Here is a 25,622-nt window from a genome sequence, read left to right on the forward strand (position 1 = left end):
CGAGGAGGACCCATGCCCATCGCCACCCCCGACGCCTACGCCGACATGCTGGATCGGGCCAAGGCGGGCTCGTTCGCCTACCCCGCCATCAACGTCACGTCGAGCCAGACCCTCAACGCCGCGCTCCGCGGCTTTGCCGAGGCCGGGTCGGACGGCATCGTGCAGGTGTCCACCGGAGGCGCTGACTACCTCTCCGGCTCGACCGTGAAGAACATGGCCGCCGGGTCGCTGGCGCTCGCGGCCTACGCCCACGAGGTCGCCAAGCACTACGACGTCAACATCGCCCTGCACACCGACCACTGCCCGAAGGACAAGCTGGACGACTTCGTGCGTCCGCTCCTGGCCGCCTCGGCCGAGCAGGTGCAGCGCACCGGCACGCCGATCTTCCAGTCCCATATGTGGGACGGCTCGGCGGTGCCCTTGGAGGAGAACCTGCAGATCGCCGAGGAGCTGCTGGAGAAGTGCGCCGAGGCCAAGATCATCCTGGAGGTGGAGATCGGGGTCGTCGGCGGTGAGGAGGACGGTGTCGACAACGAGCGCAACGACAAGCTCTACACCACCCCCGAGGACGCCATCGCCACGATCAAGGCCCTGGGTGCCGGCGACCGGGGCCGCTACCTGACGGCGCTGACCTTCGGCAATGTGCACGGTGTCTACAAGCCGGGCAACGTCAAGCTGCGGCCGGAGATCCTCAAGCAGGCGCAGTCCGCGGCGGCCGAGGAGCTGGGGCTGGATGCCGACGCGCGTCCCTTCGACCTGGTCTTCCACGGCGGCTCCGGCTCGACGATGGAGGAGATCTCGACAGCGGTCGATTACGGCGTGATCAAGATGAACCTCGACACCGACACGCAGTACGCGTTCACCCGGCCCATCGCAGGCTTCATGTTCACCAACTACGACGGCGTGCTCAAGGTCGACGACGAGGTGGGCAACAAGAAGAAGTACGACCCGCGCGTATGGGGCAAGGAGGCCGAGACGGCGATGGCCGCCCGGATCGTCACCGCCTGCGAGAACCTGCGTAGCGCGGGCACGCACCAGTGAGCGACGACCTGCTCGGCATACCGGCAACTCACCTGCCGGTCGACCCGGCGGCGGACCTGCTGGAGCAGGGGATCGACCCTCGGCAGGTGGCCGCAGCCCATCCTTCCTCCAGCCTGGCGTGGGCGGTGCTGGCCCAGGATGCCCTGGAGGACGGCTTGGACCTGGAGGGATATGCCTTTGCCCGGTCCGGATATCACCGCGGTCTGGACGCGCTGCGCCAGGCAGGGTGGCGTGGTCAGGGTCCGGTGCCGTGGTCGCACGAGCCCAACCGCGGTTTTCTGCGCTCGCTGGCGTCGCTGGCCGTGGCTGCCCAACGGATCGGCGAGGATGAGGAACAGCGTCGCTGCGCCGACTTCTTGAGGGCCTCGTCCGCGCAGGCAGCTCGCGAACTGGGACTTTAGGGCATGGCATCGGTGTCGGGCCGAGCGGCCCGACACCGATGACACCCCTGCAACGTCAGGCTGCGCGTCCCCTGCGGTGTGCCCGACAGGTCCCATGGAAGCACACCGTCGCGGCCAATAGTGACTCCTTCCTGCCATTGGCACTATCCTGCCTTGGGTGAACGATCAACCACCAACCGCAAAGTCTCCGGACCAGGGCGTGGCGCTGGCCAGAATCGGTGGGCTGCTGGACCTGGCCGAGGCCGAGCTGGGTGAGCAGCATCGGCGGGTTGTACAGCTCCGGGGGTCGTTGGAGAGCTACGAGCAGGACCGTGCCGCGGGCACGCCGGACCATCCTGCGCGGCTGCCCCCCTTCGAGGAGGTGACGCCCACCACCGCCTCGGAGATCGTGCAGATGGCGGCCCGCACCTCACCAGGGGACGTCCGCCAGGTGACCGCTCGGGTTCAGACCGGGCCCGAGCACGACCCGTCGGTGATCCGCGCCCGTCGCGAGGGCATCCACGCGGGGCGGGCGGTGCATACGGTCTTCCGGCTGGATGTGCTGACCGACCCGGCTTGGCGAGACTGGGTCCACGCCCGAGCGGCCGACGGTGAGCGACAACGCTTCGTCGAGGACATCGACCTGCAGTTTGTGGTCTTCGGTAGCTCGGTCGTCCTGGTCGAAGAGGGACCGGAGCCCGACGCCGACTCCCTGCTCATCCGCGTGCCGATCGTCGTCCAAGCCTTCACCGCGCTCTTCGAGGAGTACTGGCGCAGGGGCGAGCTTGCGCTCCAGGCAGATCTGTCCGCCCAGACGCGCGGCCTCGTGGAGCTGCTTGCGATGGGCTTCAAGGACGAGGCGATCGCCCGGCATCTCGGTGTGGGTCTGCGCACGGTGCGTCGCCGGGTGGCCGACCTCGTGGACGGCTACGGAGTGCGGACGCGCTTCCAGCTGGGTCTGGAGATCGGCCGGCGAGGTCAGCACGACCAACCGATCACGTAAGGGTGAGGAGCACCGCGCGGCGGCCGGTACGCTGTGCCCGACCGTTTCGAGGACGACAGAGGTAGGCACTATGCCGGCGATCGTGCTGGTGGGCACCCAGTGGGGCGACGAGGGCAAGGGCAAGGCCACCGATCTGCTCGGCGGCAGCGTCGACTACGTCGTGAAGTTCAACGGTGGCAACAACGCCGGGCACACGGTCGTCATCGAGGACCAGACCTACGCCCTGCATCTGCTGCCCAGCGGCATCCTCACCCCCGGGGTCATCCCGGTGATCGGCAACGGTGTCGTCGTCGACCTCGGCGTGCTGATCGAGGAGCTCGACGCGCTCGAGGCCCGAGGGGTCGACACCTCCCATCTGCGGATCAGCGCCAACGCGCACGTCATACCTCCCTACAACCGGGTCCTGGACAAGGTCACCGAGCGTTTCCTCGGCCAGCGCCGGCTGGGAACCACCGGGCGGGGCATCGGGCCCACATACGCTGACAAGATGAGCCGCGTCGGCATCCGGGTGCAGGATCTCTACGACCAGTCGATCCTGAGGCAGAAGATCGAGGCATCCCTGCAGGTCAAGAATCAGGTGCTGCTGAAGATCTACAACCGACGGGCGGTGGAGGTCGACGAGGTGTTGGCCGAGCTGCTGCTGCATGCGGAGCGGATCCGGCCGATGGTGACCGACACCGGTCTGTGCCTCAACCAGGCGCTCGACGCGGGCAAGACCGTGCTCTTCGAGGCCGGCCAGGCCACGCTGCTGGACGTCGACCACGGCACCTACCCCTTCGTCACCTCCTCCAACGCGACCTCCGGCGGTGCCTGCACCGGCTCCGGTGTGGCACCCACCCGGATCGACCGGGTCATCGGCATCCTCAAGGCCTACAGCACCCGGGTGGGGGAGGGTCTGTTCCCGACCGAGCTGCACGACGACTCCGGTGAGTTCCTGCGCAAGACGGGTGCGGAGTACGGCACCACGACCGGTCGTCCGCGACGCTGCGGGTGGCTTGACACGGTGGTCGGCCGCTACGCGCGGCGGGTCAACGGCCTGACCGACGTGGTGCTCACCAAGCTGGACGTGCTGACGGGTCTGGAGACCGTGCCGATCTGCGTCGCCTACGACGTGCAGGGCACCAAGCACGAGGAGATGCCGGTCAACCAGTCCGACGTCCACCACGCCAAGCCCATCTACGAGGAGCTCCCCGGGTGGCGGGAGGACATCTCGGCCTGCCGGAGCTTCGAGGAGCTGCCCGCCAACGCACAGGCCTACGTGCTGCGCGTGGAGGAGCTGATCGGCACCCGGATCTCCGCGATCGGCGTCGGACCCGGTCGCACCGAGACCATCCAGCGGTTCGGCCTGCTCGGCGACTGACGATGACGTCCGGGTCAGCGTTCGCGCGGTTGCGCTGGCCAGGTATGGCGCAGGCCGGGGTCGTCTCCGCCGTCGCCTACGACAACCTCGAGCCGGTGCCTCGATGGCATCGAGGTATGCCGTCCAGCTGGCTGACCTTGATCGTGACCGTCGGTGAGCCGATCCGGCTGCACGGGTCGGCTCCCGGCGTCGGCGCGTCGTGGCCCGCGACACCGGCGGCCGCCCTGCCCAGCTGTCTCGCGGGTCTGCACGACCGGGCCACTGCGGTGCGCATGCAGGGGTCTCAGCGTGGCGTGCAGCTGGCTCTGCATCCCCTGGCAGCACCGCGCCTGCTCGGTCTGCCGGCCGCCGAGTTGACCGGGGCGGGCTTCGGCGTCGAGGACGTCCTCGGGCCTGCACCGGCTCAGCTGAGAGCGCGGTTGGCCGACGGCTGTGACGTCGGGGAGTTGACCGCCACCGTCCAGGGGTTGTGCACGACGGCAGACCGAGGCGAGGTGCCGCAGGGCAGGGCGGAGGTGGCCCATGCCTGGCGTGAGGTGCAGCGCTCCGGGGGGCGCATCCGGGTGGACCGGCTGGCGCAGCAGGTAGGACTCAGCACCCGGCAGCTGCGCACGCTGATGCGTCGTGAGCTGGGAGTCGGCCCCAAGACCGCCTGTCGGCTGGCTCGGCTCGACGCCGCGACTCACCGCATCGTGGGTGGCATCGACCGCACCCTGGCCGACACGGCGCTCGCCTCGGGCTACGCGGACCACGCCCACCTGGACGCTGAGTTCACCGCGATGGTGGGGTGCTCGCCGTCGGCCTGGCTGGCCGAGGAGCGACCAAACATTGACGGCGGCGGCCACCGCAACGGTCCAGACTCGAGGCGATGAGCACTGCATCGGTCCCGTCGGCGCAGTCCTTTGCGCGCAGCGCTGGGCTGCAGCGCGGCACTCTGCACCCAAGGCAACGCTCCGGCGCTGGGTGGTGATGCGCTGGAGGGGGCTCGTCCTACCACCGCGGGATGGCCTGGACGCCCCTGATTGTTGGCCGCCCCGATCTGCCGGAGGGCTACGGCCTGCCGGACGAGAGCGCAGGACTCCTGAGCTGGTCGGACGTGGAGCCGCGGCTGTCCAGCTCCCTGCACCACTGGATCGCCAGTGTGCGCCGGGGCGGCCGGCCGCACTCGGTGCCCCGCTGGGGCGTCTGGGTGGACGGCAGCACCGCACTGACAACGCTCACCCCGTCGTCTCGGGAGGCGCCCGACCGATGTCGGTGCCGAGCACACAACACAGCATCGAACCCAGCCACCGCCACAAGGTGCCGGACCGGGACGGCCTCAGCCCCGCAGAGCCGCTTCGATGACTTCGTCATGCGCAGCGCGGAGGTCGCCGATGGATAGCTCGAAGAGCGCTTCCACGCCCAGCGCCTCGCCTCCGGTCGTGCCCAGGCGCAGCACCGGCTGCTCGTGCTCGGCGCACAGCTGCTCCAGGGCCTCGGTGTCCTCGCTCCGCACGGTCACCAGTGCACGGGCAGACGACTCGCTGAACAGCGCCGCGAACGCATCGACGCTGTCCCGATCGGTCACCCTGTCCAGCGACACCGAGGCTCCCACCCCGTGACGGAGCACGCCCTCGGCCAGGGCGACGCCCAGCCCTCCCTCGGACAGGTCGTGCGCCGAGGTCAGCAGACCGCCCGCGCCCGCCGCCAGCACCACCTCGGCCAACCGACGCTCGCCCGCCAGGTCGACGGCGGGGGGCAGACCGCCGAGGTGGCCGTGGGCCACGTCGGCCCACATCGAGCCGTCGAGCTCGTCCCGGGTCGTGCCGAGCAGATAGATCGCCTCATCGGGCTTGGACCAGCCCGACGGGTTGCGGGTGGCCACGTCGTCCAGCACCCCGAGCACCGCGACCACGGGCGTGGGGTGGATGGGGACGGCGCCGGTCTGGTTGTAGAACGACACGTTGCCGCCGGTCACGGGTATCCCGAGCGTCGCGCAGCCGTCGGCCAGCCCGGTCACCGCTTGGCTGAACTGCCACATCACCCCCGGGTCCTCCGGGGAGCCGAAGTTGAGGCAGTCCGAGACCGCCACGGGAGCGCCCCCGGCCACCGCGACGTTGCGGTAGGCCTCGGCCAGGGCCAGCTGCGCCCCGACATACGGGTCGAGCTGCACGAAGCGGCCGTTGCAGTCCGCGGACAATGCCACCCCGCGCCCGGTCGCCTCGTCGACCCGCACCACCCCGGCGTCATCGGGCATCGACTGAGCGGTGTTGCCGCGCACGTAGCGGTCGTACTGCCGCGTCACCCAGGAGCGGTCGCAACCGTTGGGGGAGCCCAGCAGATCCAGCAGCGCCTGCGCGAGCTCGGCTCCGGTGCTCGGTCCGGCCAGCCCTGCCGTGGAGTCGGCCTGCAGCGCCTCCAGGTATGCCGGACGTTGCAGCGGTCGCTGATAGACCGGGCCGTCGTGGGCCACCGAGCGTGGGGGCACGTCGACAAGCAGGTCCTGCTCCCAGTAGACCTCCAGTCGTGTGCCGTCGGTCACCTCGCCGAGCACGGTCGCCTCCACCTCCCAGCGGCCGGCGATGGCCAGGAACTCCTCGAGCTGCGCGGGCTCGACGACAGCCATCATCCGCTCCTGGCTCTCCGACATCAGGATCTCCTCGGGGGAGAGGCTGGAGTCGCGCAGCGGCACCCGGTCAAGGTGGATCCGCATGCCCCCGTCGCCGTTGGAGGCCAGCTCGCTGGTGGCGCAGCTCAGCCCGGCCCCGCCCAGGTCCTGGATGCCCGCGACGACGCCTGCGGCATACAGGTCCAGACAGCACTCGATGAGCACCTTCTCCGCAAACGGGTCACCGACCTGGACCGCCGGTCGCTTGGCGGGCTTGGCGGAGTCGAAGGTCTCCGATGCGAGGACCGAGACTCCGCCGATGCCGTCGCCGCCGGTCTTGGCCCCGAAGAGGACGACCAGGTTGCCGACCCCGCTGGCCGAGGCCAGATGGATGTCCTCGACGCGCATCGCCCCGACACACAGTGCGTTGACCAGCGGGTTGCCCTGGTAGCACGGGTCGAAGGCGACCTCGCCGCCGATGTTGGGCAGGCCCAGGCAGTTGCCGTAGCCGCCGACCCCGGCCACCACGCCGGGCAGCACCCGCGCGGTGTCGGGATGCTCCAGTGCACCGAAGCGCAGCGAGTCCATGACCGCCAACGGGCGAGCACCCATGCTCATGATGTCGCGGACGATGCCGCCGACCCCCGTGGCCGCGCCCTGGTAGGGCTCGATGTAGCTGGGATGGTTGTGACTCTCGACCTTGAAGGTCACCGCCCACCCATCGCCGATGTCGACGACCCCGGCGTTCTACCCGATGCCGACCAGCAGGTGCTCGCGCATCGCCGGGTCGGTCTTGTCGCCGAACTGGCCAAGGTGCACCTTGGAGGACTTGTAGGAGCAGTGTTCGGACCACATGACCGAATACATGGCGAGCTCGGCGCTGGTCGGGCGTCGGCCCAGGATCTCGCCCAGCTGCGCATACTCGTCGGACTTCAGCCCGAGCTCGGCCCAGGGCTGAGGGTGCTCCGGTGTGCTCCGCGCCTGCTCGACGGTGCCCAGTCGCACGGGGGGCTCCGCCCCCCGTGTCCCCCCTCGCACTGGGGCCTCCGCCCCCCGTGTCCCCCCTCGCATCCCCCCCGACATCATGCGTTCACCGCCGCAGCCAGCACCGAGGAAAAGAACGGCAAGCCGTCCAGACTGGGCCCGTAGCCGGCCTCGACGCAGTGCTCAGGGTGCGGCATCAGGCCCACGACGTTGCCGCGCTCGTTGCTCACCCCGGCGATGTCCCGGCGCGAGCCGTTGGGATTGACGCCGAGGTAGCGGGCCACGACGCGGCCCTCAACCTCCAACGCATCAAGGGTGTGCTCGTCGGCCTGATAGCTGCCCTCGCCGTTCTTGAGCACCACGACGATCTCCTCGTCCTGTGCGAAGTCGGTGGTCCAGGCGGTGTCCACCCGCTCGATGCGCAGCCGCTGGTCCTGGCAGACGAACTGCTGGTGGTCGTTGCGCACGAGCGCCCCGGGGAGCAGATGTGACTCGCACAGGACCTGGAAGCCGTTGCAGATGCCGAGCACCGGCAACCCGCCACGGGCAGCCGGCACCAGCTCGTCCATGATCGGCGCGAACCGCGCGATCGCTCCGCAGCGCAGGTAGTCGCCGTAGGAGAACCCCCCGGGCAGCACCACGGCGTCGAGACCGCGCAGCGCCGTCCCGCTGTCCTCGCCGTGCCACAGCGGCACCACCTCGCCGCCGGCGAGCCGCACGCCGCGCTGGGCGTCGACGTCGTCCAGCGAGCCGGGGAAGGTGACGACCCCTACCCTCATGCGGGGGGCTCCTGCTGCGCCCGGACCGAGTCGATGTCCTGCTGCGCCCGGACCGAGACAACCTCCTCGATCACCGGGTTGCTCAGCAGCGTGTCAGCCGCCTCCCGGGCCGCCTCCAGCACGTCCTCGGTGATCTCTCCCTCGACCTCGAGGGTGAACCGCTTGCCCTGGCGCACGTCCGAGAACTGCTCGATGCCCAGGCGCCGCAGCGCCCCGACCACCGCCTGGCCCTGCGGGTCCAGGATCTCCTGCTTGGGCATGACGTCAACGACGACAGTCGCCATGGGGGCCACTCCTTGGTCGTGGTGAACGGGTCGTCCGGTGAGGGTTGATCGGGCAGACGAATCGAGGCGGAGTCTATCGATCGAACGCCTGACCCGTCAGCGCCTCATAGGCCTCGACGTAACGCCCCCGGGTCAGCGCGACCACGACCTCGGGCAGGTCCGGGGGCGGCTCCCCCGATGCTTGGTCCCAGCCGCTCTCCGGGCCGGTGAGCCAGTCGCGCAGCACCTGCTTGTCATAGGACGTCTGGGGCGACCCCGGTGCCCACTGCGCCGCGCGCCAGAACCGGGAGGAGTCCGGTGTGAGCACCTCGTCGGCCAGCACCAGCTGCACCCGGCCCGGGTCCAACGCGGCCCAGTCGACCTCCGCGTCGTGCGGCAGGCCCAGCGCCACCGGGTCCACCCCGAACTCCACCTTGGTGTCGGCGATCAGGATCCCGCGCTGCTCGGCGATCTCGTTGCCGCGGCGCAGGATCGCCAAGGTGAGGTCACGCACCCGAGCGGCCAGCGTCGGCCCCAGCAGCGAGACCACCTCGTCGTAGGTCATCGGCTGGTCGTGCTCCCCGAGCGCGGCCTTGGTCGACGGGGTGAAGATCGGCTCGGGCAGCCGGGACCCGTCGACCAGACCTTCGGACAGCGGCACCCCGCTCACCGTTCCGTCCCGTCGGTACTCCCTGAGCCCGCCCCCCGTCAGGTAGGCCCGGGCGATGGCTTCGACCGGCAGCATCCGCAGCCGGTGCACGTAGACCGCCCGCCCGGCGACCTGAGCGGGCACGTCGGTCGACTGCACATGGTGCGGCACCAGGTCGGCAAGTCGGTCGAACCACCACAGGGACAGCCGGGTCAGCACACTGCCCTTGTCCGGGACGGGGGAGCTCAACACATGGTCGTAGGCGGAGACGCGGTCGCTGGCGACCAGCAGCAGCCGGTCGTCCCGCACCGCCCCGGTCCGCTCCTCGACCGGGGCATAGAGCTCGCGCACCTTGCCCGAGTAGATCCGCACGTGGCCCGGGATCTCCCCGACGCCGCCGGAGGGGTCCGTGGCCCGTCCCGGGGGGGTCTCCCCGGGCACCGCGACCTCGCCGCCGGCTGCCGCGAGGGCGATATCGGTCCGGTGTTGGGCGCCGTCCATCTCGAGGAGGTCCGTGGCGGCGTAGGCCCGCTCCCGGGCCTGGGTAAGATCCGTGCCGAGTGAGACGACGGAGAGCACCCGCCCGCCACTGCTGACCAGCGCTCCCGACGCCGCGTCGGGACTCGAATCAGCCGCAGTGCCCGCATGCAGCAGGTGGGTACCCGCAATCCGGGCGGCGCGGTCCAGCCCGCGCAGGGGTATGCCGGTGAGGGGCTTGTCGGGGTAGCCCGGCGCCGCCAGGACGACCGTGACTGCTGCCTCCGGATGCCACGTCAGCGGCGGCACCTCCTCCAGCGCTCCGGTCGCCGCGGCATACAGCACGGAGCCGAGGGGAGTGCGCAGCCGGGCGAGCACGGCCTGGGTCTCCGGGTCGCCGAAGCGCGCGTTGAACTCCACCACCCGGGGTCCGCGAGAGGTCAGCGCCAGCCCGACGTAGAGCACTCCGACGAACGGCATACCGCGGCGTCGCATCTCCTCGACGGTCGGCCGGGCGATCCGCTCCAGCACGGTCCCGATCAGGTCGGGCGCCTGGTCCTCCAGCCACGGCAGGGGGCTGTAGGCCCCCATCCCGCCGGTGTTGGGGCCCACGTCACCGTCGCCGAGCCGCTTGAAGTCCTGCGCCGGCGCGAGCGCCCGCACGACGTGGCCGTCGGTCAGGCAGAAGAGTGACACCTCGGGACCGTCGAGGAACTCCTCGATGACCACCGTGGCCCGTGGCTTGTCCAGGCAGCGCCGGGCGTGCGCCAGCGCGGCATAGAGGTCGTCGGTCACGACGACCCCTTTGCCTCCGGCGAGGCCGTCGTCCTTGACGACGTAGGGGGCCCCGGTGGAGTCCAGTGCCTCGGCGACCTCGTCGAGGCCGGTGCAGATGTGTGCCCGGGCGGTCGGCACGTCGGCAGCGGCCATGACCTCCTTGGCGAAGGCTTTGCTGGCTTCGAGCAGGGCCGCCGAGGCGGAGGGACCGAAGCAGGGGACGCCGGCCTCGCGGACCGCGTCGGCCACCCCGGCGACCAGGGGCGCCTCGGGGCCGATGACCACCAGGTCGACGGCGTGCCGTCGCGTTGCCTCGACGACAGCGGCCGCGTCGGTGCCGTCGCCGATGTGGGGCAGGCACTGCGCGATCTCGGCGATCCCCGGGTTGCCGGGGCCGGCCAGCACCTCGGTCACGGCAGCGTCGAGATCGAGGCAGCGGACCAGGGCGTGCTCGCGGGCGCCGGCGCCGATCACCAAGACCTTCACGGGGATGACTCTAGCCAGCACGTGGAACGGTCCGGACCCGGACGTGCAAGTGGCCCGCCTGGGAGGCGGGGGGGCATCTCCCAGGCGGGCCACTGCCATGAGGCGGGGTCAGCCGACTTGATGGGGGGTCCAAGCCGGCGACGCTGCGCGTCCCCATGCCGACGCGAACGCCGGTCTTCCTATCGTGGCACGACCGGCACCCCCGGCGCCAGTGGAACACGTGACCAATTTGAGACATTCGTCAGGCGATGATCAAATGCAGGCCTGCTCGACGGCATACCGCGAGGCTATCCGGAGTCGGAGGTGCCGCTCGCTATTATGGGTCGCTCGCGATGCGCTCGCCGGTGCCGGAGGCCCGGGCGCCTCGAGCCGAGAGGACGGATGCTGTGACTGTCGAGGTCCGTGCTGCCCTGGACGCCGAGATCACCCGTGAGCAGGCGCACGTGGACCGGGTCTACCGGGAGCTGACCAAGGCGGGGGTCCGGGCCGATCTTGTGCACGCTGAGGGGATGGCGCGGGGTCAGACCGACCGCCGCGGCACCGGCGAGCCTCGCGAGGAGGAGATGACCGGGTTGTTCGAGCGGGACGCCCTGGTCTACAGCGCCGCCCGCCGCCGGGCGTCCCTGCAGCACCAGCACGAAGGTCTGGTCTTCGGCCGGTTGGACCTCCAGCCCGACCACAGCACGAATTTGCCGGACCGTGAGGTCCGCTATATCGGTCGGCTCGGCGTGCGGGACGACGACTATGAGTCTCTCGTGGTCGACTGGCGCGCCCCCGCGGCGGCGCCGTTCTACCGGGCCACGCCCGTGGAGCCGCTGGGGGTGCTGCGGCGGCGGGTGCTGCGCTGCCGTGACGAGCAGGTCGTGGGGGTGGAGGACGACCTGATGGTCGCGCAGGCCCCGGACGACCTGGTCGTCATCGGAGACGGTGCGCTGATGGCCGCGTTGACCCGCAGCCGGGGTGCCCGGATGCGCGACATCGTCGCCACTATCCAGCAGCATCAGGACGAGGCCATCCGAGCACCCGCCCGCGGGGTGACCGAGATCACGGGCGGACCGGGTACCGGCAAGACGGTCGTCGCGCTGCACCGGGCGGCCTACCTGCTCTACTCCAACCGGCGTCGCTTCGAGTCCGGCGGCGTGCTGGTGGTCGGCCCGTCGAGCGCCTACACCGCATACATCGAGCGGGTGCTGCCCTCGCTGGGGGAGCAGAGCGTCACCTTGCGCTCCCTGGGTGACGTCGTGGGGGGCGTCACCGCCAACCGGTGGGACGCGCCCCCGGCGGCCTTCGTCAAGGGCTCGGCCCGGATGCGGGCCGTGCTGAGCAGGCTGGCACGGCTGCCGCTGCCGGAGGCGCCGCAGCGACTGCGCTGCTTCGTGGCAGGGCACGCCGTCCGGCTCGACGAGCCTGCCCTGGCCCAGGCGCACCGGGACGTGCTGCGCCACCATCGACGCAACAGCCCGGTCGACGTCGTGCTCCGGGTGCTGGGCGAGCTGGCGTGGCGGCAGGTGCGGGAGGGCGACCGGGAGGAGTTCCTCAGTCGCTTCGAGGACTCCCGGGACGTCGAGGCGTTCGTGCAGCAGTGGTGGCGCCCGGTCGACCCGCGAGAGGTGCTGCTGCGGCTGGCCGACCCCGGTGTGGCCGAGCAGGTCGCCGGCCACGACCTCGACGCCGCGCAGGTGCGCGACCTGGCCCAGTCGCTGCACGTCGCCCGGCGCAGCGGTGAGTGGTCGGTGGCCGACATCGCCCTGATCGACGAGCTCGCGGCGATGCTCGGCCCGATGATCGCCCCGCCCGTCGAAGAACGTGGCTTCTACGAGATCGAGGAGCTGCAGGACGCCTCGCAGTACGGCGTGGCGGCACTGCGCTCGGGGCGGGGAGAGGACCGGACGCAGCGCGGCGCAGCGAACCCCGGCGACGACGCAGGGGCCGGCGGGCAGGGCGCCGGTGAGCCCACGACATACCACCGGGTCTCCCGCGACCCCCTCGAGCGGCTGCTGGCCGGCCGGCTCACCGCCGTCGACGACTTCGCCCACGTGCTGGTCGACGAGGCCCAGGACCTCTCACCGATGCAGTGGCGGATGCTTGCCCGGCGGGGCCGGTCGGCCTCCTGGACCGTCGTGGGCGACGATGCCCAGGCGTCCTGGCCGGACCTGGCGCAGGCGCGGGTCGCCCGTGACGAGGCCTTCGGGGCGGCGACCCGACGGCACTTCCACATGGACACCAACTACCGCAACGCGCGGGAGATCTTCGAGGTCGCGCAGCGGCTGATCCGTGACCACGTGCCCGAGGCCGACATCCCGCGGGCCGTGCGGGAGACCGGTGACCGGCCCGTGGAGCGCACGGTCGCCGCTGGAGAGCTGCTCCAGCAGACCGAGCAGGCGGTCGCGGAGCTGGTGGACCAGGTCGAGGGGACCATCGCGGTCATCGGCCCGCGGCGCCGGCTGGAGGGCGTGGCCCGCGTCGTCGGCGGGTACGCCGACCGGGTGGTGCTGGCGGATCCGCTGTCCAGCAAGGGGCTGGAGTACGACGCCACGGTGGTGCTGGACCCCGAGGAGATCGTGCGCGAGTCGCCGGGCGGTGCCCGGATGCTCTACGTCGCGCTGACCCGGGCGGCACACCGGATGACCGTGCTGCGGGTCGCCTGAGCGAGCGCCGGTGCCGACGGGGACGCCCTGTGGGCAAGGGGCCACGTGGTCGGCCCGGACCGCTAGGGTCGGTGCCGTGAGCACTGCGCTGTACCGGCGATACCGACCGGAGACCTTCGCCGATGTCATCGGCCAGGAGCACGTCACCGAACCGTTGATGCAGGCGCTGCGCAGCGGGCGCGTGCACCACGCCTACCTGTTCAGCGGGCCGCGCGGCTGCGGCAAGACGACGAGCGCCCGCATCCTGGCGCGGTGTCTCAACTGCGCGCAGGGCCCCACGCCGCAGCCGTGCGGGCAGTGCGACTCGTGCGTGGCCCTCGCCCGTGGGGGGGCAGGCGCGATCGACGTGGTGGAGATCGACGCGGCCAGCCACGGAGGGGTCGACGACGCCCGCGACCTGCGCGAGCGGGCGGCCTTCGGACCGGCCCAGGCGCGCTTCAAGGTCTACATCATCGATGAGGCCCACATGGTCACCACGCACGGCTTCAACGCCCTGCTCAAGGTGGTCGAGGAGCCGCCGGAGCACGTGAAGTTCATCTTCGCCACGACCGAGCCCGACAAGGTGCTCTCCACGATCCGCTCCCGCACCCACCACTACCCCTTCCACCTCGTGCCGCCGCAGCGGCTGACCGGCTACCTCGAGCAGGTCTGCGCCACCGAGCAGGTGGGGCTGGAGACCGGGGTGCTCTCGTTCGTGACCCGGGCCGGCGGCGGGTCGGTGCGCGACTCCCTGTCCGTGCTGGACCAGCTGATCTCCGGCGCCGGGCCGGAGGGACTGAGCTACGAGCGCACCGCGACGCTGCTGGGCTTCACCGACAGCGAGCTGCTCGACGCGGTGGTCGGCGCGGTGGCCGCAGGCGATGCCGCATCCGTGTTCGGTCAGGTCGACCGGGTGATGGAGTCCGGGCACGACCCTCGCCGGTTCGTGGAGGACCTGGTGGAGCGCTACCGCGACCTGATCGTGCTGGCAGCGGTCGGCGAGCACGCCGACGGTTTGTTGCCGGGGATCCCACGGGACCAGGTCGACCGGATGAGACACCAGGCGTCGTCCTACGGCATCGCCTCGCTGACACGATGCGCCGACGTGGTCAGCCGGGGGCTCGCGGAGATGACCGGCGCGGTCTCCTACCGGCTGCTGCTGGAGCTGATCTGCGCCCGACTGCTGCTGCCCGGCGCGACGGGCGAGCAGGGGTATGCCGCACGGTTGGACCGGATCGAACGTCGGCTCTCGGCCGCCCGGCCCGACAGTACGCCCCCGCCGGTGACCGCGGCCCCGTCCGCGCCGTCGCAGCGGCAGCCAGCATCGCCGTCACAGCGGCAGCCAGCATCGCCGTCACAGCGGCAGCCGTCATCGCCGTCGCAGCCCGCCGGGGCGCGGTCCGCCACCCCACCGGCGGCTTCGGCTGGCCCGACCGGTCCGGCGCCCCTCCAGAGGCCACCCGCCGCGACACCGACCCCCGGCGGCCTGGACACCGACGCCGTGCGGCGGCACTGGCCCGAGGTTCTCGACGCCGTCAAGGCCATCCGCCGGGTCACCTGGAGCTTCGTGTCGGTCAACACCACCGTGCTCGACTACGACGGCCGCCGGCTGCTGCTGGAGATCGCGACCGCCGGTCAGGCCGAGACGTTTCGGCGGGGCAACCACGCCGAGGTCGTGCGTCAGGCGCTCATCGAGTCCCTCGGCCTGGACACCCGGGTGGAGAGCACGGTCGGCGCCGGGCAAGGTGATGACGGTGAGCCTCGGCGGGCGGGCCAGGGTCGGGCGCCCCAGGGTCGTGACCCCCACGGGTCACCGCCGAGCGGCGGCGCCGACCGGGCCTCCGGGGCGCGACCGCCCGACCAGGAGCCCCCGACGCGCGAGGACGACGAGGACCTCCACACCTCAGGCTCGTTCGGCCAGCCGGTCATCGAGAGCGTGCTGGGTGGCACGGTGATCGCCATCGATGACGCGCCCGCCCCATGAGGCGAGGACGCATGCTCTATCGCTTCCTGCACTTCACCGTCCGACCTGCGGCCCTGGCGCTGTGGCGACCCCACATCGTGGGAGCGGAGCACGTGCCCCAGGCCGGACCGGTCATCCTGGCCAGCAACCACCTGTCGTTCGCCGACAGCGTGGCGATCCCCCTCACCGCACCCCGTCAGGTGTCCTTCCTGGCCAAGGCCGAGTACTTCACGGGAAGCGGCCTCAAAGGCCGGGTCAACCGGACCTTCTTCACCGCAATCGGCTCGATCCCGGTCGAGCGCGACCAGACCAGGGCAGCCCAGCAGTCACTGGACCTGGCCCTGGGACACCTTCGCGGTGGCGGCGCCTTCGGGATCTACCCGGAGGGCACGCGCTCCCGCGACGGGCGGCTGTACCGCTTCCGGACGGGGGTGGCCTGGCTGGCGCTGGAGGCCGACTGCCCGGTCGTCCCGGTGGCGCTGACCGGCACCGACGAGCTGCAGCCGATCGGGCGACGGCTGCCCAAGGTGCAGCGCTTCGGGGTGCAGTTCGGGCCGCCCATGACCTTCACCGAACGCTATGCCGGTGTCCCGGCCGGCCGGGCCCGGCGGGAGGTCGCCGACGAGATCCGCCTGGCGGTGCAGACGATGAGCGGCCAAGAGACAACGCCGGACTACAACCAGCGACCACCCGAGGCAGCCGACTGAGCACCCGAATCGGTGGGTCGCTCGCGCATCCCCAGCTGATCCGCATACAGTCGCCCTGTGTACGAAGGAGTGGTCCAGGACCTGATCGACGAGCTCGGCCGACTGCCTGGCGTCGGTCCGAGGGGCGCGCAGCGGATCGCCTTCCACCTGCTGTCCACCGATCCCGACGACGTCGTCCGGCTTGCCGAAGCTCTGCAGCAGATCAAGGACAAGGTGCGGTTCTGCGTGACCTGCGGCAACGTCGCCGAGGCGGAGCAGTGCCGGATCTGCCTGGACCCCCGTCGCGACCCGGCGCTGATCTGTGTGGTCGAGCAGTCCCAGGACGTCCAGGCGATCGAGCGCACCCGCGAGTTCCGTGGCCGCTACCACGTGCTCGGCGGGTCCATCAACCCGATCGGTGGCGTCGGTCCCGAGGACCTGCGGGTCAAGGAGCTGATGAGCCGGTTGGCCGACGGCGCGGTGACCGAGGTCATCATCGCGACCGACCCCGACCTGGAGGGGGAGGCCACCGCGACCTACCTGACCCGGCTGCTGCGCTCGATGCAGGTGCCGATCAGCCGGCTGGCCTCCGGCCTGCCCGTCGGCGGGGACCTGGAGTACGCCGACGAGGTGACCCTGGGCCGGGCGTTCGAGGGACGCCGACTGATCGAGGCCTGAGACGGGCGCAAGGAGAGGTGCAATGAAGCAGGACGGCAGAAGTGCGGATGGCTCCGCGGTAGGGACCGATCTGTCCGGCCTAGCCGTGGAGACCGCCGCCCAGGCGCGGACCTATCTCGTGGCCGTGCGGGAGGTGGCCGCCGGGACGGCTCCCGAGGCGGCGCTGCCCATGCTGCTGCTGGCCCTGTCCCAGGTGCAGGGCGCCGGCGCCCGGCTGGGCGCCATGGTCGACGTGGTCCCGGCAGAGCGGTTCGAGCCCGACCACGGCCCGGACCCCGACCTGGACCTGATCCGCGAGGGGCTGCAGGCCCTGCTCACCGGGGTCGATGAGTATGCCGAGGTGCAGGATCCGGTGCTCACCGGTGAGGTAGTGCGCGGCAGCCTGGCCAACGACGTGGTCAGCATTGCAGCCGACCTCTCGCACGGCCTGCGGCACCACGACGCCGGTGCGACCACGGAGGCGCTGTGGTGGTGGCAGTTCAGCTATCTGTCGTCCTGGGGGGAGCGTGCGGCGTCGGCCCTGCGGGTCGTGCTGGCCCTGCTGGCCCACGTGCGGCTGGATGTCGATGAGGAGATAGTGATGGAGGCGGAGATGGCGGCCCTGCACGCTGACTCGGCCGCCGACCCCGTCGGCTGAACGCTCGCGCCTGCCCGGAGCCTCAGGGCAGCTCGCGAGGCGTCTCCGAGGGCCGTTGGGCCAGCTCGTTGGGCTGGGTGTCCGGGTCCAGCGGACACCCCGAGCGGTAGGTCGCGCGGCCGAGGGTGTTGCTGGCCACCGACGACAGGATGATGAAGCCCACGATCGCGACCGTGGTCTTGATCAGGTCGAAGACGTCGAAGCCGTGCATCTGCAGGTCGTGGATGAACGCAGCAGCGACGATCGCGGGCAGACCGATGCCGGTGGCCGGGCTGAGCACGTTGATCCGGCTCAGGCCGTCGCCGACCCGCAGCATCGCCAGCGCGCTGACCAGCACGAAGAACGCACCGCCGATCGAGAGCACGGCGATCAGGATGAGCAGCACGGTGTCCATCAGCGGCGCCCCCGGGTCAGGATGCGGGACAAGGCGACCGTGGCCAGGATGCCCAGCAGTGCGGCGATGGAGGCCACGTCGAAGATCACCGAGGAGTCCAACAGCGTCGCGATCATCACGAAGGTCCCGACGGCGCAGAAGTAGATCAGGTCGCTGACGGCGGCGGCCGTGGCCTCGTCGGTGGCCAGAATGAGGCGGAGGATCCCCAGCAGCGCCGAGACGATCAGGATCGCGACGGTGACCCAGACGATGACGGTCATCTGTCCGCCTCCTTGCCCCGGGTCATCAGCAGCAGCCGGCGCTCCATGTCGTGCAGCCCCTCGAGCACGTCCTCCCGCTCGGCGACATACATGGAGTGCACGAACAGCGTCGCCGGGGCGGGCCCGGTCGCCGGGGTGATGCCGACCGTGATGGTGCCGGGGGTGATGGTGATCGAGGACGCCATCGTGGTGACCTCGAAGTCGGTGGTGCACCGCAGCGGCAGCTCCACGATCATCGGGGTGGCGCCCTTGCCGGGGGTGAAGGCGTCGACAGCGACCGTGACGGCACCGGAGAGCACCTCCCAGGTGATGAAGCCGAAGTAGCGCACCGCGTTCAGGGGATGGATCATTGCAGCACCGCCTCGACATACGGCGCCAGGTTGGTCAGGCCCTGCGCCGCTCGGAAGGTGATCGGGAGGATGGCGCCGGCCCCCAGGAAGATGGCCAGCTGGGTGACGCACAGGAAGGCGCCGGGAGCTGCCAGGCGCGCCTTGACGTGCGTGGTCCGAGGTAGGGGCACCCGTCGCCCCCGTCCGGATCGGGGGCTGGCCGGGCGGTAGTTCTCCATCTGTGGGCCCCAGAAGACCCCCGACCACAGCTTCTGCGCCGCGATGAGGTTGCCGAAGGCGGCGACCGTGATCACCGCGATGAAGGTCCACTGCTGCCAGCCTCCGGCATCGGCCGACGCCTGCAGCAGACTGACCTTGCCGAAGAAGCCGGACGAGGGCGGCAGACCGACCAGGGAGAGCAGCGCGAACGCATAGACCGCGGCCACCCAGGGGTCGCGTTTGGCCAGCCCGGCGAGGCGCTCGTAGCGCCCGCTGCCGTAGGTCTGCTCGATCGCCCCGGAGGTGAGCAGCAGCGCTCCCATGGTCACGATGTGGTGCACCATGTAGAGGATCCCCGCGGCGAGCGAGAGCTGGGTGAACAGCGCCACGCCGAGCAGGATGTGCCCGATCCCGGTGATCATCTGCCAGGCCAGCGCCCGCCGCATGATGTGCTCGCCGAAGGTGCTGTAGGCCCCGATGAGGATGGTCAACGCCACGATGAGTGCCAGCACGGGCGACCACGCGGCCTGGCCCTCGTAGGTCATCGAGTAGATCCGGTAGATGGCGTAGAGCGCGACCTTGCTGTGCACCGCGGCGAACAGGGACATGATGCCCGCGGAGGTCGCGGGGTAGGACCTCGGCATCCATCCATGGGTGGGCACCAGCCCTGCCTTGATGCCGAGGGAGAGCAGCACGATGGAGATGGCCAGACTCACTCGGGGGTCTTCGGCGGCCGCCCCGACCAGCTCGGCCAGGTTGACCGTGCCGGCGGTGGCGTAGACCAGGCCCACACCGATCAGCAGGATGGTGCTGGTCGTCAGGTTGACCACCACGAACAGCCGGCCGATGCCCAGCCGCCGCCAGGTGCCCGTCACCGCGATCAGCGCGTAGGACGGCAGCAGCATGACCTCGATGAAGACGAAGAGGTTGAACAGGTCGCCGGTCAGCAGGGCGCCGTTGACGCCGGCGGTCAGCATCAGGGCCAGGGCCGGGACGAAGCGGAGGCGGTCCTCGCCCGTCTGGGTCAGGAACACCGAGGTCACCGTCGTGGTGAACGCCGTCACCGTGAGCATCAGCGCCGACAGGGTGTCGGAGACGAACGGGATGGACACCCCACCGGGGAAGGCGCCGATGTTGTGCGCGATGACAGGAGTGCTGCGGTGCTCCAGCACCAGCAGGGCTCCCGCGAGGCAGATCAACGCCGGCACGCCGATGAGGACGGCTCGCTGCGCGGCGGTATGCCGGATCAGGACCGAGATCGCCGCCGCGGTGAGCGGGACGATCACGAACAGGGGGAGGAGCTCGGAGATCATCGGTCGTGGTACTCCCCGGTCTCCGGCATCCGCTTGGTGTCGTCGTTGTGCCCGATCACCGCGAGTGTGAGCATGTAGACCGTCACGGCCAACGCGATCACGATGGCTGTCAGCACGAAGGCTTGGGGGAGCGGGTCCGCGGCGGCCGCTACGTCCATCTTGTTGACCAGGGGCTCGTCACGCTTGGCCGTGACACCGGTGGTGAGCAGAATCAGGTTGGCGGCGTGGCTGAGCAGGGCGAGGCCGAAGATGATCCGGATCATGGCCCGCTGCATCATCAGGTAGACGCCACCGGCGACGAGGATGCCGATGGTGATCGGCAGCAGCGAGGTCACGATCGACTCCTCGTGGTGGGTTGCGTGTCCGAGGTCAGGTGGGTGGAGCGTGGAGTCAGTCCGCCGGTGGGCCGCTCACCGCGCACGGTCTCCAGCGGGCCGTGCACCTCGCCCTCGAAGCTCTCGTCTGCGCGCTCCCGAGTGCCCTCCTCGGCGTCTTCGGTCGCCCCGAGCAGGTTGAACGCGGCCATCACGAGGCCGAGGACCGCGCAGTAGACGCCGAGGTCGAAGACCATGGCCGAGGAGATCGCCTGACCGGCGAACTCCCCGTGGATCGGCTCCAGGAACGAGCCCTTGGCCAGCAGCCCCCAGATGCCGGTGGCCAGGGCCAGCAGGACGCCGGCGGCGATCAGGGTCACCGGGGCTCGCGGAGGACCGACCTGGTGGTCCCGGGCGGCGCTCAGATAGATCAGCGCGACGACCGAGGAGCCCACGAGCGCGGCGATGAAGCCGCCGCCGGGGCTGCTGTGCCCGCGCAGGAACAGGATGGCGGAGATGACCGCGAGCAGAGGTGCCGTGACCCGGATCAGCATCTGCAGGGGGACGGCGTTGCCCCACGACTCGGTCATCGCCCGGTGCGCCGTGGAGCCGGCCGGACGCAGCGGTATGTCGGGCGCGGGCACGTAGTTGTGGTCGTGCTCGGCGTCCGGGTCCAGCTCCCGGTCCCGGACTGTGGACAGGACCGCGATGATCGCGATGCCGGCCATGCCCAGCACGGTCAGCTCGCCCAAGGTGTCCAGGGCCCGGAACTCGACCAGGATCGTGTTGACGATGTTCTTGCCGCCGGTCTCCTCGTAGGTCTCCTCGAGGTAGTAGTCGGCGACGGCGCTGAGCTCGCGGCGCCCGGTCAGCGCCCACGTCACCAGACCTGCGGCGAGTCCCGCGAGCACCGCCAGCCCGGCGGCGGCCCGCTGACCCCACCGGGGGGCCCTGACGAAGCGCAACGGCAGCTTCTGCAGAACCAGCATGATCATCAGCACCGTGAGGGCCTCGACCAGCAGCTGGGTCAGCCCGACGTCGGGGGCGCCGAGGGCGAAGATCTGCACGGTGACGGTGATGCCGACCGCCGAGAGGCTGACCGTGGCGGCCAGTCGCGAGTCGGCCCGGGTCAGCCCGATCACCCCACCGACGATGACCAGCAGCAGCAGCGCGTCGATCGGGCGGCCAAGGCCCGGGGTCTGCGGGGCCAGACCGGAGGTGGCCAGGATGCTCAGCACCCCGCCGACGATGACCACACTGAGCACGGTGAACTGCGCAGCCACGTGCCGCGTTGGGTTGTCGGCCCGGACGGTGCCGACCAGGACCCGGCCGAAGGTGGTCAGGTGGCGCACCATCCGCGTCATCATCCAGGCGCCGTCGACCGAGAGCGTCTCGTGCTCGACCCAGCGCCGCAGGCCGGCGCGGTTGAGGATGATCAGCATGCCGACGGCGATGACCAGGGCGGACAGGGCCAGCTCGAGGTTGAGCCCGTGCCAGAACGCGAGGTGCACCTCATGCTCGACCTCGGGAAGGGCGGCCCGGACGGCCTGCCCGACGGGGGTGTCCAGGACCCCGACGAAGATCGCCAGCGGCAGGCCGACCACGATGGGCAGGGCCGCCGGCAGCAGCAGCGAGGGGGCCGCCTCGTGCACCTCGATGTCGGTGCGGGTGCCGTCGACGAAGCCGCCGAAGACGATCTTGGCGCAGTAGGCGAAGGTCAGCACCGCACCACCGACCGCCCCCGCCAGGGCGGCCCAGCCGAACCACTCGGGTCCGGGTGCCTCCCGCATCGCGGTGAAGATGGACTCCTTGGAGACGAAGCCCAGCATCGGCGGGATGCCGGCCATGGAGGCGCAGCCCAGGACGACCGCGGCGAACGACCACGGCATCTTCTTGTAGAGCGCAGGCAGGCGCCGCATATCCCGGGTGTGTGCCGCGTGGTCGATGACGCCGACCATCATGAACAGCCCGGACTTGAACAGCGCGTGCGCGATGATGTGCAGGGTCGCCGCGGCCAGCGCCTCCTCGGTGCCGATGCCGATGGTGGCCACGATCAGGCCGAGCTGGCTGACCGTGGAGTACGCCATCAGCTTCTTCAGGTCGGTCTTCTGCGCGGCGAACCAGGCGGCCATCGCACCGGTGAACAGGCCGGTGATGATGAGTGTGTAGTTCCACACCGGCGTCTCGTGGAATGCCGGGCTGAAGCGCATCAGCAAGAAGATGCCGGCCTTGACGACCGCAGCGGCGTGCAGGTACGCGCTGACCGGCGTGGCCGCGGCCATCGCGTCGGGCAGCCAGCTGTGGAAGGGGAACTGCGCCGACTTCGTGAAGCCGGCCACCAGCACCAGGATGGCCATCGTGGTGGTGAAGGCCGGGTCGGTGGTCCATACCGGGTCGGCCAGGACTTCGGTGACCGACGTGGTGCCGGTGCGGGCGATGATCGACACCGTCGCGGCCAGCATGGTGAGTCCGCCGATGAAGGTGATGATCAGGGTGCGCAGCGAGGCCAGCTCGCCGCCGTAGCCGGAGCGGGCGATCAGCAGGAACGACGCGAGCGAGGTCAGCTCCCAGCTGAGGAAGAGCAGGATCATGTCGTCCGCGAGGACCAGCCCGACCATGGACAGGGTGAACGCGCACATCACGAGGTAGAAGCTCAGATGCCGCCCGTCGTGCAGGTAGCGCGCCGAGTAGGCGAAGACCACCGCCCCGATGATCAACGCGATGAAGGTGAACACCACCCCGATGCCGTCGGCCTGCAGGGCGAAGTTGAGGTCGAGCGCCGGCACCCAGGGCACGGAGTAGGTGACGGTCTCCCCGGCCATGACATCCATGGCGGCCGGGAAGAAGGCTGCAGTGGCCAGCAGGTAGATGCCGGCGAGGGGGTAGCCGGCGTCCCGGCCCAGCCACCGGGTGCACGCCGGCGCGGCGGCAACGGCCCCGACGAGGATGAGCAGGGTCCAGAGCAGATTCACGGGATCAGGCCGCCCGTGCTCGGACGACGCCGGACGTCGTCGAGTCAGGGTCGGGCATGGGCCGGAGTGTAGCAACGACATACCCGGTCAGGACTAGGTGAAGACCATGCTTGACGTCCCGGCAATTCGGCGCTAAAGCTGCGGGCTGGACTGTGGCTCGCAGGCCGCACGACCAGGGGGTACGGCCGGAGTAGGGTGCCCAGGGTGCCCCCTGACGTGCTGGAGCGGGACAGTCTCGGGCTCTGGGAGCTACTGACCGTCAGCCCCCTGGAGAGCCTGGCCGTCGTGCTGTCCACGATCGGGATGTACCTGGCGATGGTGCTGCTGGTCCGGTTGCTGGGGCCGCGCATGCTGTCGGGGATGTCCGGCTTCGACCTGGCGGCGGTGATCGCGTTCGGCGCCGTGATCGGGCGCAGCGCGCTGGGTGAGTTCCCCGCCTTCAGCGCAGGCCTGATCGCGCTGGCCACGCTGATCCTGCTGCAGGGATTGGTCGGCATGGCCCGGCGCACCCGGATCGGCGCCACGATGATCGACAACCATCCTGTGTTGTTGATGGCCGGTGACCGGATGCTGGCGGACAACATGGCGCGCTGCCACGTGCTGCCCAGCGAGCTGCAGTCCCGGCTGCGGCTGGCCGGCGTCCGGCACCCACGCGAAGTGGCGGCGGTGGTCTTCGAGCCGACGGGGGCCACCAGCGTGCTCCGGCGTGGTGAGCTCGTCGACCCTCAGCTGCTCAGCGGCGTCGTCGGCGCGGCGGAGATGCCGGCCGACCTGCTCGCCGCCCCGGACCCCCAGCCGTAGGCGCTCACATTGCGCGGCTCTTGATGCAGGGCGCCGCTTCCGGCGACCGCGCGATGTGCACAAGGCCGCGCAATGCGGCAACCGAGGTCTGACGTGGTCGGGGTGACAGGATTTGAATCTCCTACGCCCGACTCGAAGTCTGTGTCGCTGACCAGGCCTTAAGGCGTCTGACCAGCAATAATCAGTAGGCTACCTCGTGAGAGACTGAGGCGTAACAGGACACCATTGTCCGCCAGTTATGCCCCAGTTATGCCCAGACCTGACAGCAGGTGTCAACACATGCCGCGAACCAAGCGGGACTTCGGGAGCATCCGGAAGCGATCGAACAGGCGCTACCAGGCCTTCTACATGGGTCCCGACCAAGGGTTCCACCGGGCACCCTCCACCTTCCAGACGAGGGCCGACGCCGAGGCCTGGCTCGCACAGGAACGTCGTCTCATTCAAGAGGACGAGTGGTCGCCCACCCGCTCCCGGCGTGCGCAGGTCCGTCGCCGGGCCGAGGCATTCGGGCCGTACGCCGAGGCTTGGCTGACACACCGCGACGTCAAGCCGACGACCCGCGCCCTCTACCGGCGGCAGTTGGACCGATTCATCATCCCGACGTTCGACGACATGTCGCTGCGGGACATCACCCCGTCCGTCGTCCGGATCTGGCACAGCGAGCTTGACCCGACCCGACCAACCCAGCGCGCCCAGACCTACGGGTTGCTGCGCTCGATCCTGAGCACCGCGGTCCACGACGAGATCCTCGCCACCAACCCCTGCAAGGTGCGGGGCGCCGGCGTCGCGACACGGAGCAGGCGGGTCGAGCCGGCCTCCCTGAAGGAACTGGGGATCCTGGTGCGGCAGATGCCCGCCAGATTCCAGGCGCTGGTTCTGATCGGCGCCTGGTGCGGCCTGCGGTTCGGTGAGCTGGCCGAGCTGCGGCGCGGCGACCTGGACCTGGATGCAGGGGTGCTGCATGTCCGAAGGGGCGTGGTCCGGCACGGGGGGCAGGTGACGGTCGGCACGCCGAAGAGCAGTGCCGGAGTCCGAGACGTCGCGGTCCCACCCCACCTCCTGCCCGTGCTGCACGAGCACTTCAACACCCACGTAGGGGAGGGGCGGGACGCTCTCGTCTTCCCGTCGGTCAAGGATCCCGCAGTCCAAGTGCACCCCAACACCATTTACCGGTACTGGTACGCCGCACGGGAGGCAGCGGGCAGGCCGGATCTGCGGGTCCACGATCTGCGGCACACCGGTGCGGTCCTTGCGGCGCAGACCGGAGCGACCTTGGCCGAACTCATGGCCCGCATTGGCCACTCCACGCCACAGGCGGCGCTGCGATACCAGCACGCGGCCCGGGGACGCGACGCCAAGATCGCTGCCGCCCTGTCGGAACTGGCTGCCGCCGGTGATTGACCGCTCCTTGTGACCACGCTCACGAGGATGTGACCGCAGACATCTGATCGTAAAACCTCACGAGGCACTGGAATGCCGCCTCAGCAGATCTGCGGGGCCGTCAAGTCACCGGTCTCGCGTCCATGGTCGACTGGTCGCTTCCATGATGCAGTGCAGCTTGCATAGTTCCGGCGCGCCGCGGTGGTCTGTCTGATCGAGACGCCCCCGGCGGTCGCTGCTTTGCCGGCTGATGACGACTTCCC

21 protein-coding genes and 1 pseudogene are annotated in these 25,622 nt (G+C 70.4%); 12 read left to right on the plus strand and 10 right to left on the minus strand.

Annotation, left to right across the window (positions count from 1 at the left end; genetic code table 11):
• The first annotated feature begins 12 nt into the window (after positions 1 to 12).
• The 5 genes from fbaA to ACR2FV_RS00540 all read left to right on the plus strand — a co-directional run bounded on the left by fbaA (position 13) and on the right by ACR2FV_RS00540 (position 4,656).
• Entirely contained in the window at positions 13 to 1,041 is a 1,029-nt protein-coding gene (gene fbaA, locus ACR2FV_RS00520) for a class II fructose-bisphosphate aldolase (RefSeq protein WP_434013777.1), read from the plus strand.
• On the plus strand, positions 1,038 to 1,442 hold the full coding sequence (locus tag ACR2FV_RS00525; protein WP_434013778.1) for a DUF3151 domain-containing protein: 405 nt from the start codon (positions 1,038 to 1,040) through the stop codon (positions 1,440 to 1,442). The genes fbaA and ACR2FV_RS00525 overlap by 4 nt, the downstream gene beginning before the upstream one ends.
• Before the next feature lie 157 nt (positions 1,443 to 1,599).
• Entirely contained in the window at positions 1,600 to 2,424 is an 825-nt protein-coding gene (locus ACR2FV_RS00530) for a helix-turn-helix transcriptional regulator (RefSeq protein ID WP_434013779.1), read from the plus strand.
• A 70-nt stretch (positions 2,425 to 2,494) separates the two neighbouring features.
• Positions 2,495 to 3,784: an adenylosuccinate synthase gene (locus ACR2FV_RS00535; protein ID WP_434013780.1), complete on the plus strand. Its 1,290-nt coding sequence runs from the start codon at positions 2,495 to 2,497 to the stop codon at positions 3,782 to 3,784.
• Between the two features lie 2 nt (positions 3,785 to 3,786).
• Positions 3,787 to 4,656: a helix-turn-helix domain-containing protein gene (locus ACR2FV_RS00540; protein WP_434013781.1), complete on the plus strand. Its 870-nt coding sequence runs from the start codon at positions 3,787 to 3,789 to the stop codon at positions 4,654 to 4,656.
• A gap of 446 nt (positions 4,657 to 5,102) precedes the next feature.
• Here ACR2FV_RS00540 and purL read toward each other — a convergent pair.
• The 4 genes and pseudogenes from purL to purD all read right to left on the minus strand — a co-directional run bounded on the left by purL (position 5,103) and on the right by purD (position 10,786).
• A pseudogene (purL, locus tag ACR2FV_RS00545) lies at positions 5,103 to 7,442 on the minus strand (phosphoribosylformylglycinamidine synthase subunit PurL).
• Between the two features lie 11 nt (positions 7,443 to 7,453).
• Complete coding sequence (gene purQ / locus ACR2FV_RS00550) at positions 7,454 to 8,134, minus strand: phosphoribosylformylglycinamidine synthase subunit PurQ (protein ID WP_434013782.1); 681 nt, start codon at positions 8,132 to 8,134, stop codon at positions 7,454 to 7,456.
• The gene (purS, locus tag ACR2FV_RS00555; RefSeq protein WP_434013783.1) at positions 8,131 to 8,418 is read right to left on the minus strand and encodes a phosphoribosylformylglycinamidine synthase subunit PurS; all 288 of its coding nucleotides are present in this window, start codon (positions 8,416 to 8,418) and stop codon (positions 8,131 to 8,133) included. Before purS ends, purQ begins: the two co-directional genes overlap by 4 nt.
• A 73-nt stretch (positions 8,419 to 8,491) precedes the next feature.
• A complete protein-coding gene (gene purD / locus ACR2FV_RS00560; protein ID WP_434013784.1) occupies positions 8,492 to 10,786 on the minus strand; it encodes a phosphoribosylamine--glycine ligase in 2,295 nt (764 codons plus the stop codon).
• 332 nt (positions 10,787 to 11,118) lie between these two features.
• Between purD and ACR2FV_RS00565 the strand changes: the two genes are divergently transcribed.
• From ACR2FV_RS00565 to ACR2FV_RS00585, 5 genes are all read left to right on the plus strand, one after another.
• A complete protein-coding gene (locus ACR2FV_RS00565) occupies positions 11,119 to 13,434 on the plus strand; it encodes a HelD family protein (RefSeq protein ID WP_434013785.1) in 2,316 nt (771 codons plus the stop codon).
• 76 nt (positions 13,435 to 13,510) lie between these two features.
• A complete protein-coding gene (locus ACR2FV_RS00570; RefSeq protein WP_434013786.1) occupies positions 13,511 to 15,397 on the plus strand; it encodes a DNA polymerase III subunit gamma and tau in 1,887 nt (628 codons plus the stop codon).
• Between the two features lie 11 nt (positions 15,398 to 15,408).
• Positions 15,409 to 16,083: a lysophospholipid acyltransferase family protein gene (locus ACR2FV_RS00575; protein WP_434013787.1), complete on the plus strand. Its 675-nt coding sequence runs from the start codon at positions 15,409 to 15,411 to the stop codon at positions 16,081 to 16,083.
• Positions 16,084 to 16,140: 57 nt separating this feature from the next.
• Complete coding sequence (gene recR / locus ACR2FV_RS00580; RefSeq protein ID WP_434013788.1) at positions 16,141 to 16,740, plus strand: recombination mediator RecR; 600 nt, start codon at positions 16,141 to 16,143, stop codon at positions 16,738 to 16,740.
• Positions 16,741 to 16,762: 22 nt separating this feature from the next.
• On the plus strand, positions 16,763 to 17,377 hold the full coding sequence (locus ACR2FV_RS00585) for a DUF5063 domain-containing protein (RefSeq protein ID WP_434013789.1): 615 nt from the start codon (positions 16,763 to 16,765) through the stop codon (positions 17,375 to 17,377).
• Between the two features lie 22 nt (positions 17,378 to 17,399).
• On the opposite strand, the gene ACR2FV_RS00590 is transcribed toward ACR2FV_RS00585, so the two are convergent.
• The 6 genes from ACR2FV_RS00590 to ACR2FV_RS00615 are packed head-to-tail and all read right to left on the minus strand — an operon-like array spanning position 17,400 to position 23,178.
• Positions 17,400 to 17,771, minus strand: a complete 372-nt coding sequence (locus ACR2FV_RS00590; RefSeq protein WP_434013790.1) for a cation:proton antiporter — start codon at positions 17,769 to 17,771, stop codon at positions 17,400 to 17,402.
• The gene (locus ACR2FV_RS00595; protein WP_434013791.1) at positions 17,771 to 18,031 is read right to left on the minus strand and encodes a monovalent cation/H+ antiporter complex subunit F; all 261 of its coding nucleotides are present in this window, start codon (positions 18,029 to 18,031) and stop codon (positions 17,771 to 17,773) included. Before ACR2FV_RS00595 ends, ACR2FV_RS00590 begins: the two co-directional genes overlap by 1 nt.
• Positions 18,028 to 18,381, minus strand: coding sequence for a Na+/H+ antiporter subunit E (locus tag ACR2FV_RS00600; protein ID WP_434013792.1), 354 nt, complete (start codon positions 18,379 to 18,381; stop codon positions 18,028 to 18,030). Before ACR2FV_RS00600 ends, ACR2FV_RS00595 begins: the two co-directional genes overlap by 4 nt.
• A complete protein-coding gene (locus ACR2FV_RS00605; protein WP_434013793.1) occupies positions 18,378 to 19,892 on the minus strand; it encodes a monovalent cation/H+ antiporter subunit D family protein in 1,515 nt (504 codons plus the stop codon). The genes ACR2FV_RS00600 and ACR2FV_RS00605 overlap by 4 nt, the downstream gene beginning before the upstream one ends.
• The gene (locus tag ACR2FV_RS00610; protein ID WP_434013794.1) at positions 19,889 to 20,227 is read right to left on the minus strand and encodes a sodium:proton antiporter; all 339 of its coding nucleotides are present in this window, start codon (positions 20,225 to 20,227) and stop codon (positions 19,889 to 19,891) included. The genes ACR2FV_RS00605 and ACR2FV_RS00610 overlap by 4 nt, the downstream gene beginning before the upstream one ends.
• Positions 20,224 to 23,178 carry a DUF4040 family protein gene (locus ACR2FV_RS00615; RefSeq protein WP_434013795.1) on the minus strand — a complete coding sequence of 985 codons (2,955 nt, stop codon included), beginning with the start codon at positions 23,176 to 23,178 and terminating at the stop codon, positions 20,224 to 20,226. The genes ACR2FV_RS00610 and ACR2FV_RS00615 overlap by 4 nt, the downstream gene beginning before the upstream one ends.
• Before the next feature lie 204 nt (positions 23,179 to 23,382).
• On the opposite strand from ACR2FV_RS00615, the gene ACR2FV_RS00620 reads away from it, so the two are divergent.
• Both ACR2FV_RS00620 and ACR2FV_RS00625 read left to right on the plus strand, forming a co-directional pair.
• Positions 23,383 to 23,979 (plus strand): DUF421 domain-containing protein, encoded by a 597-nt coding sequence (locus tag ACR2FV_RS00620; protein ID WP_434013796.1) that lies wholly within the window; start codon positions 23,383 to 23,385, stop codon positions 23,977 to 23,979.
• 279 nt (positions 23,980 to 24,258) lie between these two features.
• The gene (locus ACR2FV_RS00625; RefSeq protein WP_434013797.1) at positions 24,259 to 25,380 is read left to right on the plus strand and encodes a tyrosine-type recombinase/integrase; all 1,122 of its coding nucleotides are present in this window, start codon (positions 24,259 to 24,261) and stop codon (positions 25,378 to 25,380) included.
• Positions 25,381 to 25,622 lie beyond the last annotated feature (242 nt).

This window comes from Ornithinimicrobium sp. (assembly GCF_051004135.1).
GTDB lineage: Bacteria > Actinomycetota > Actinomycetes > Actinomycetales > Dermatophilaceae > Ornithinicoccus.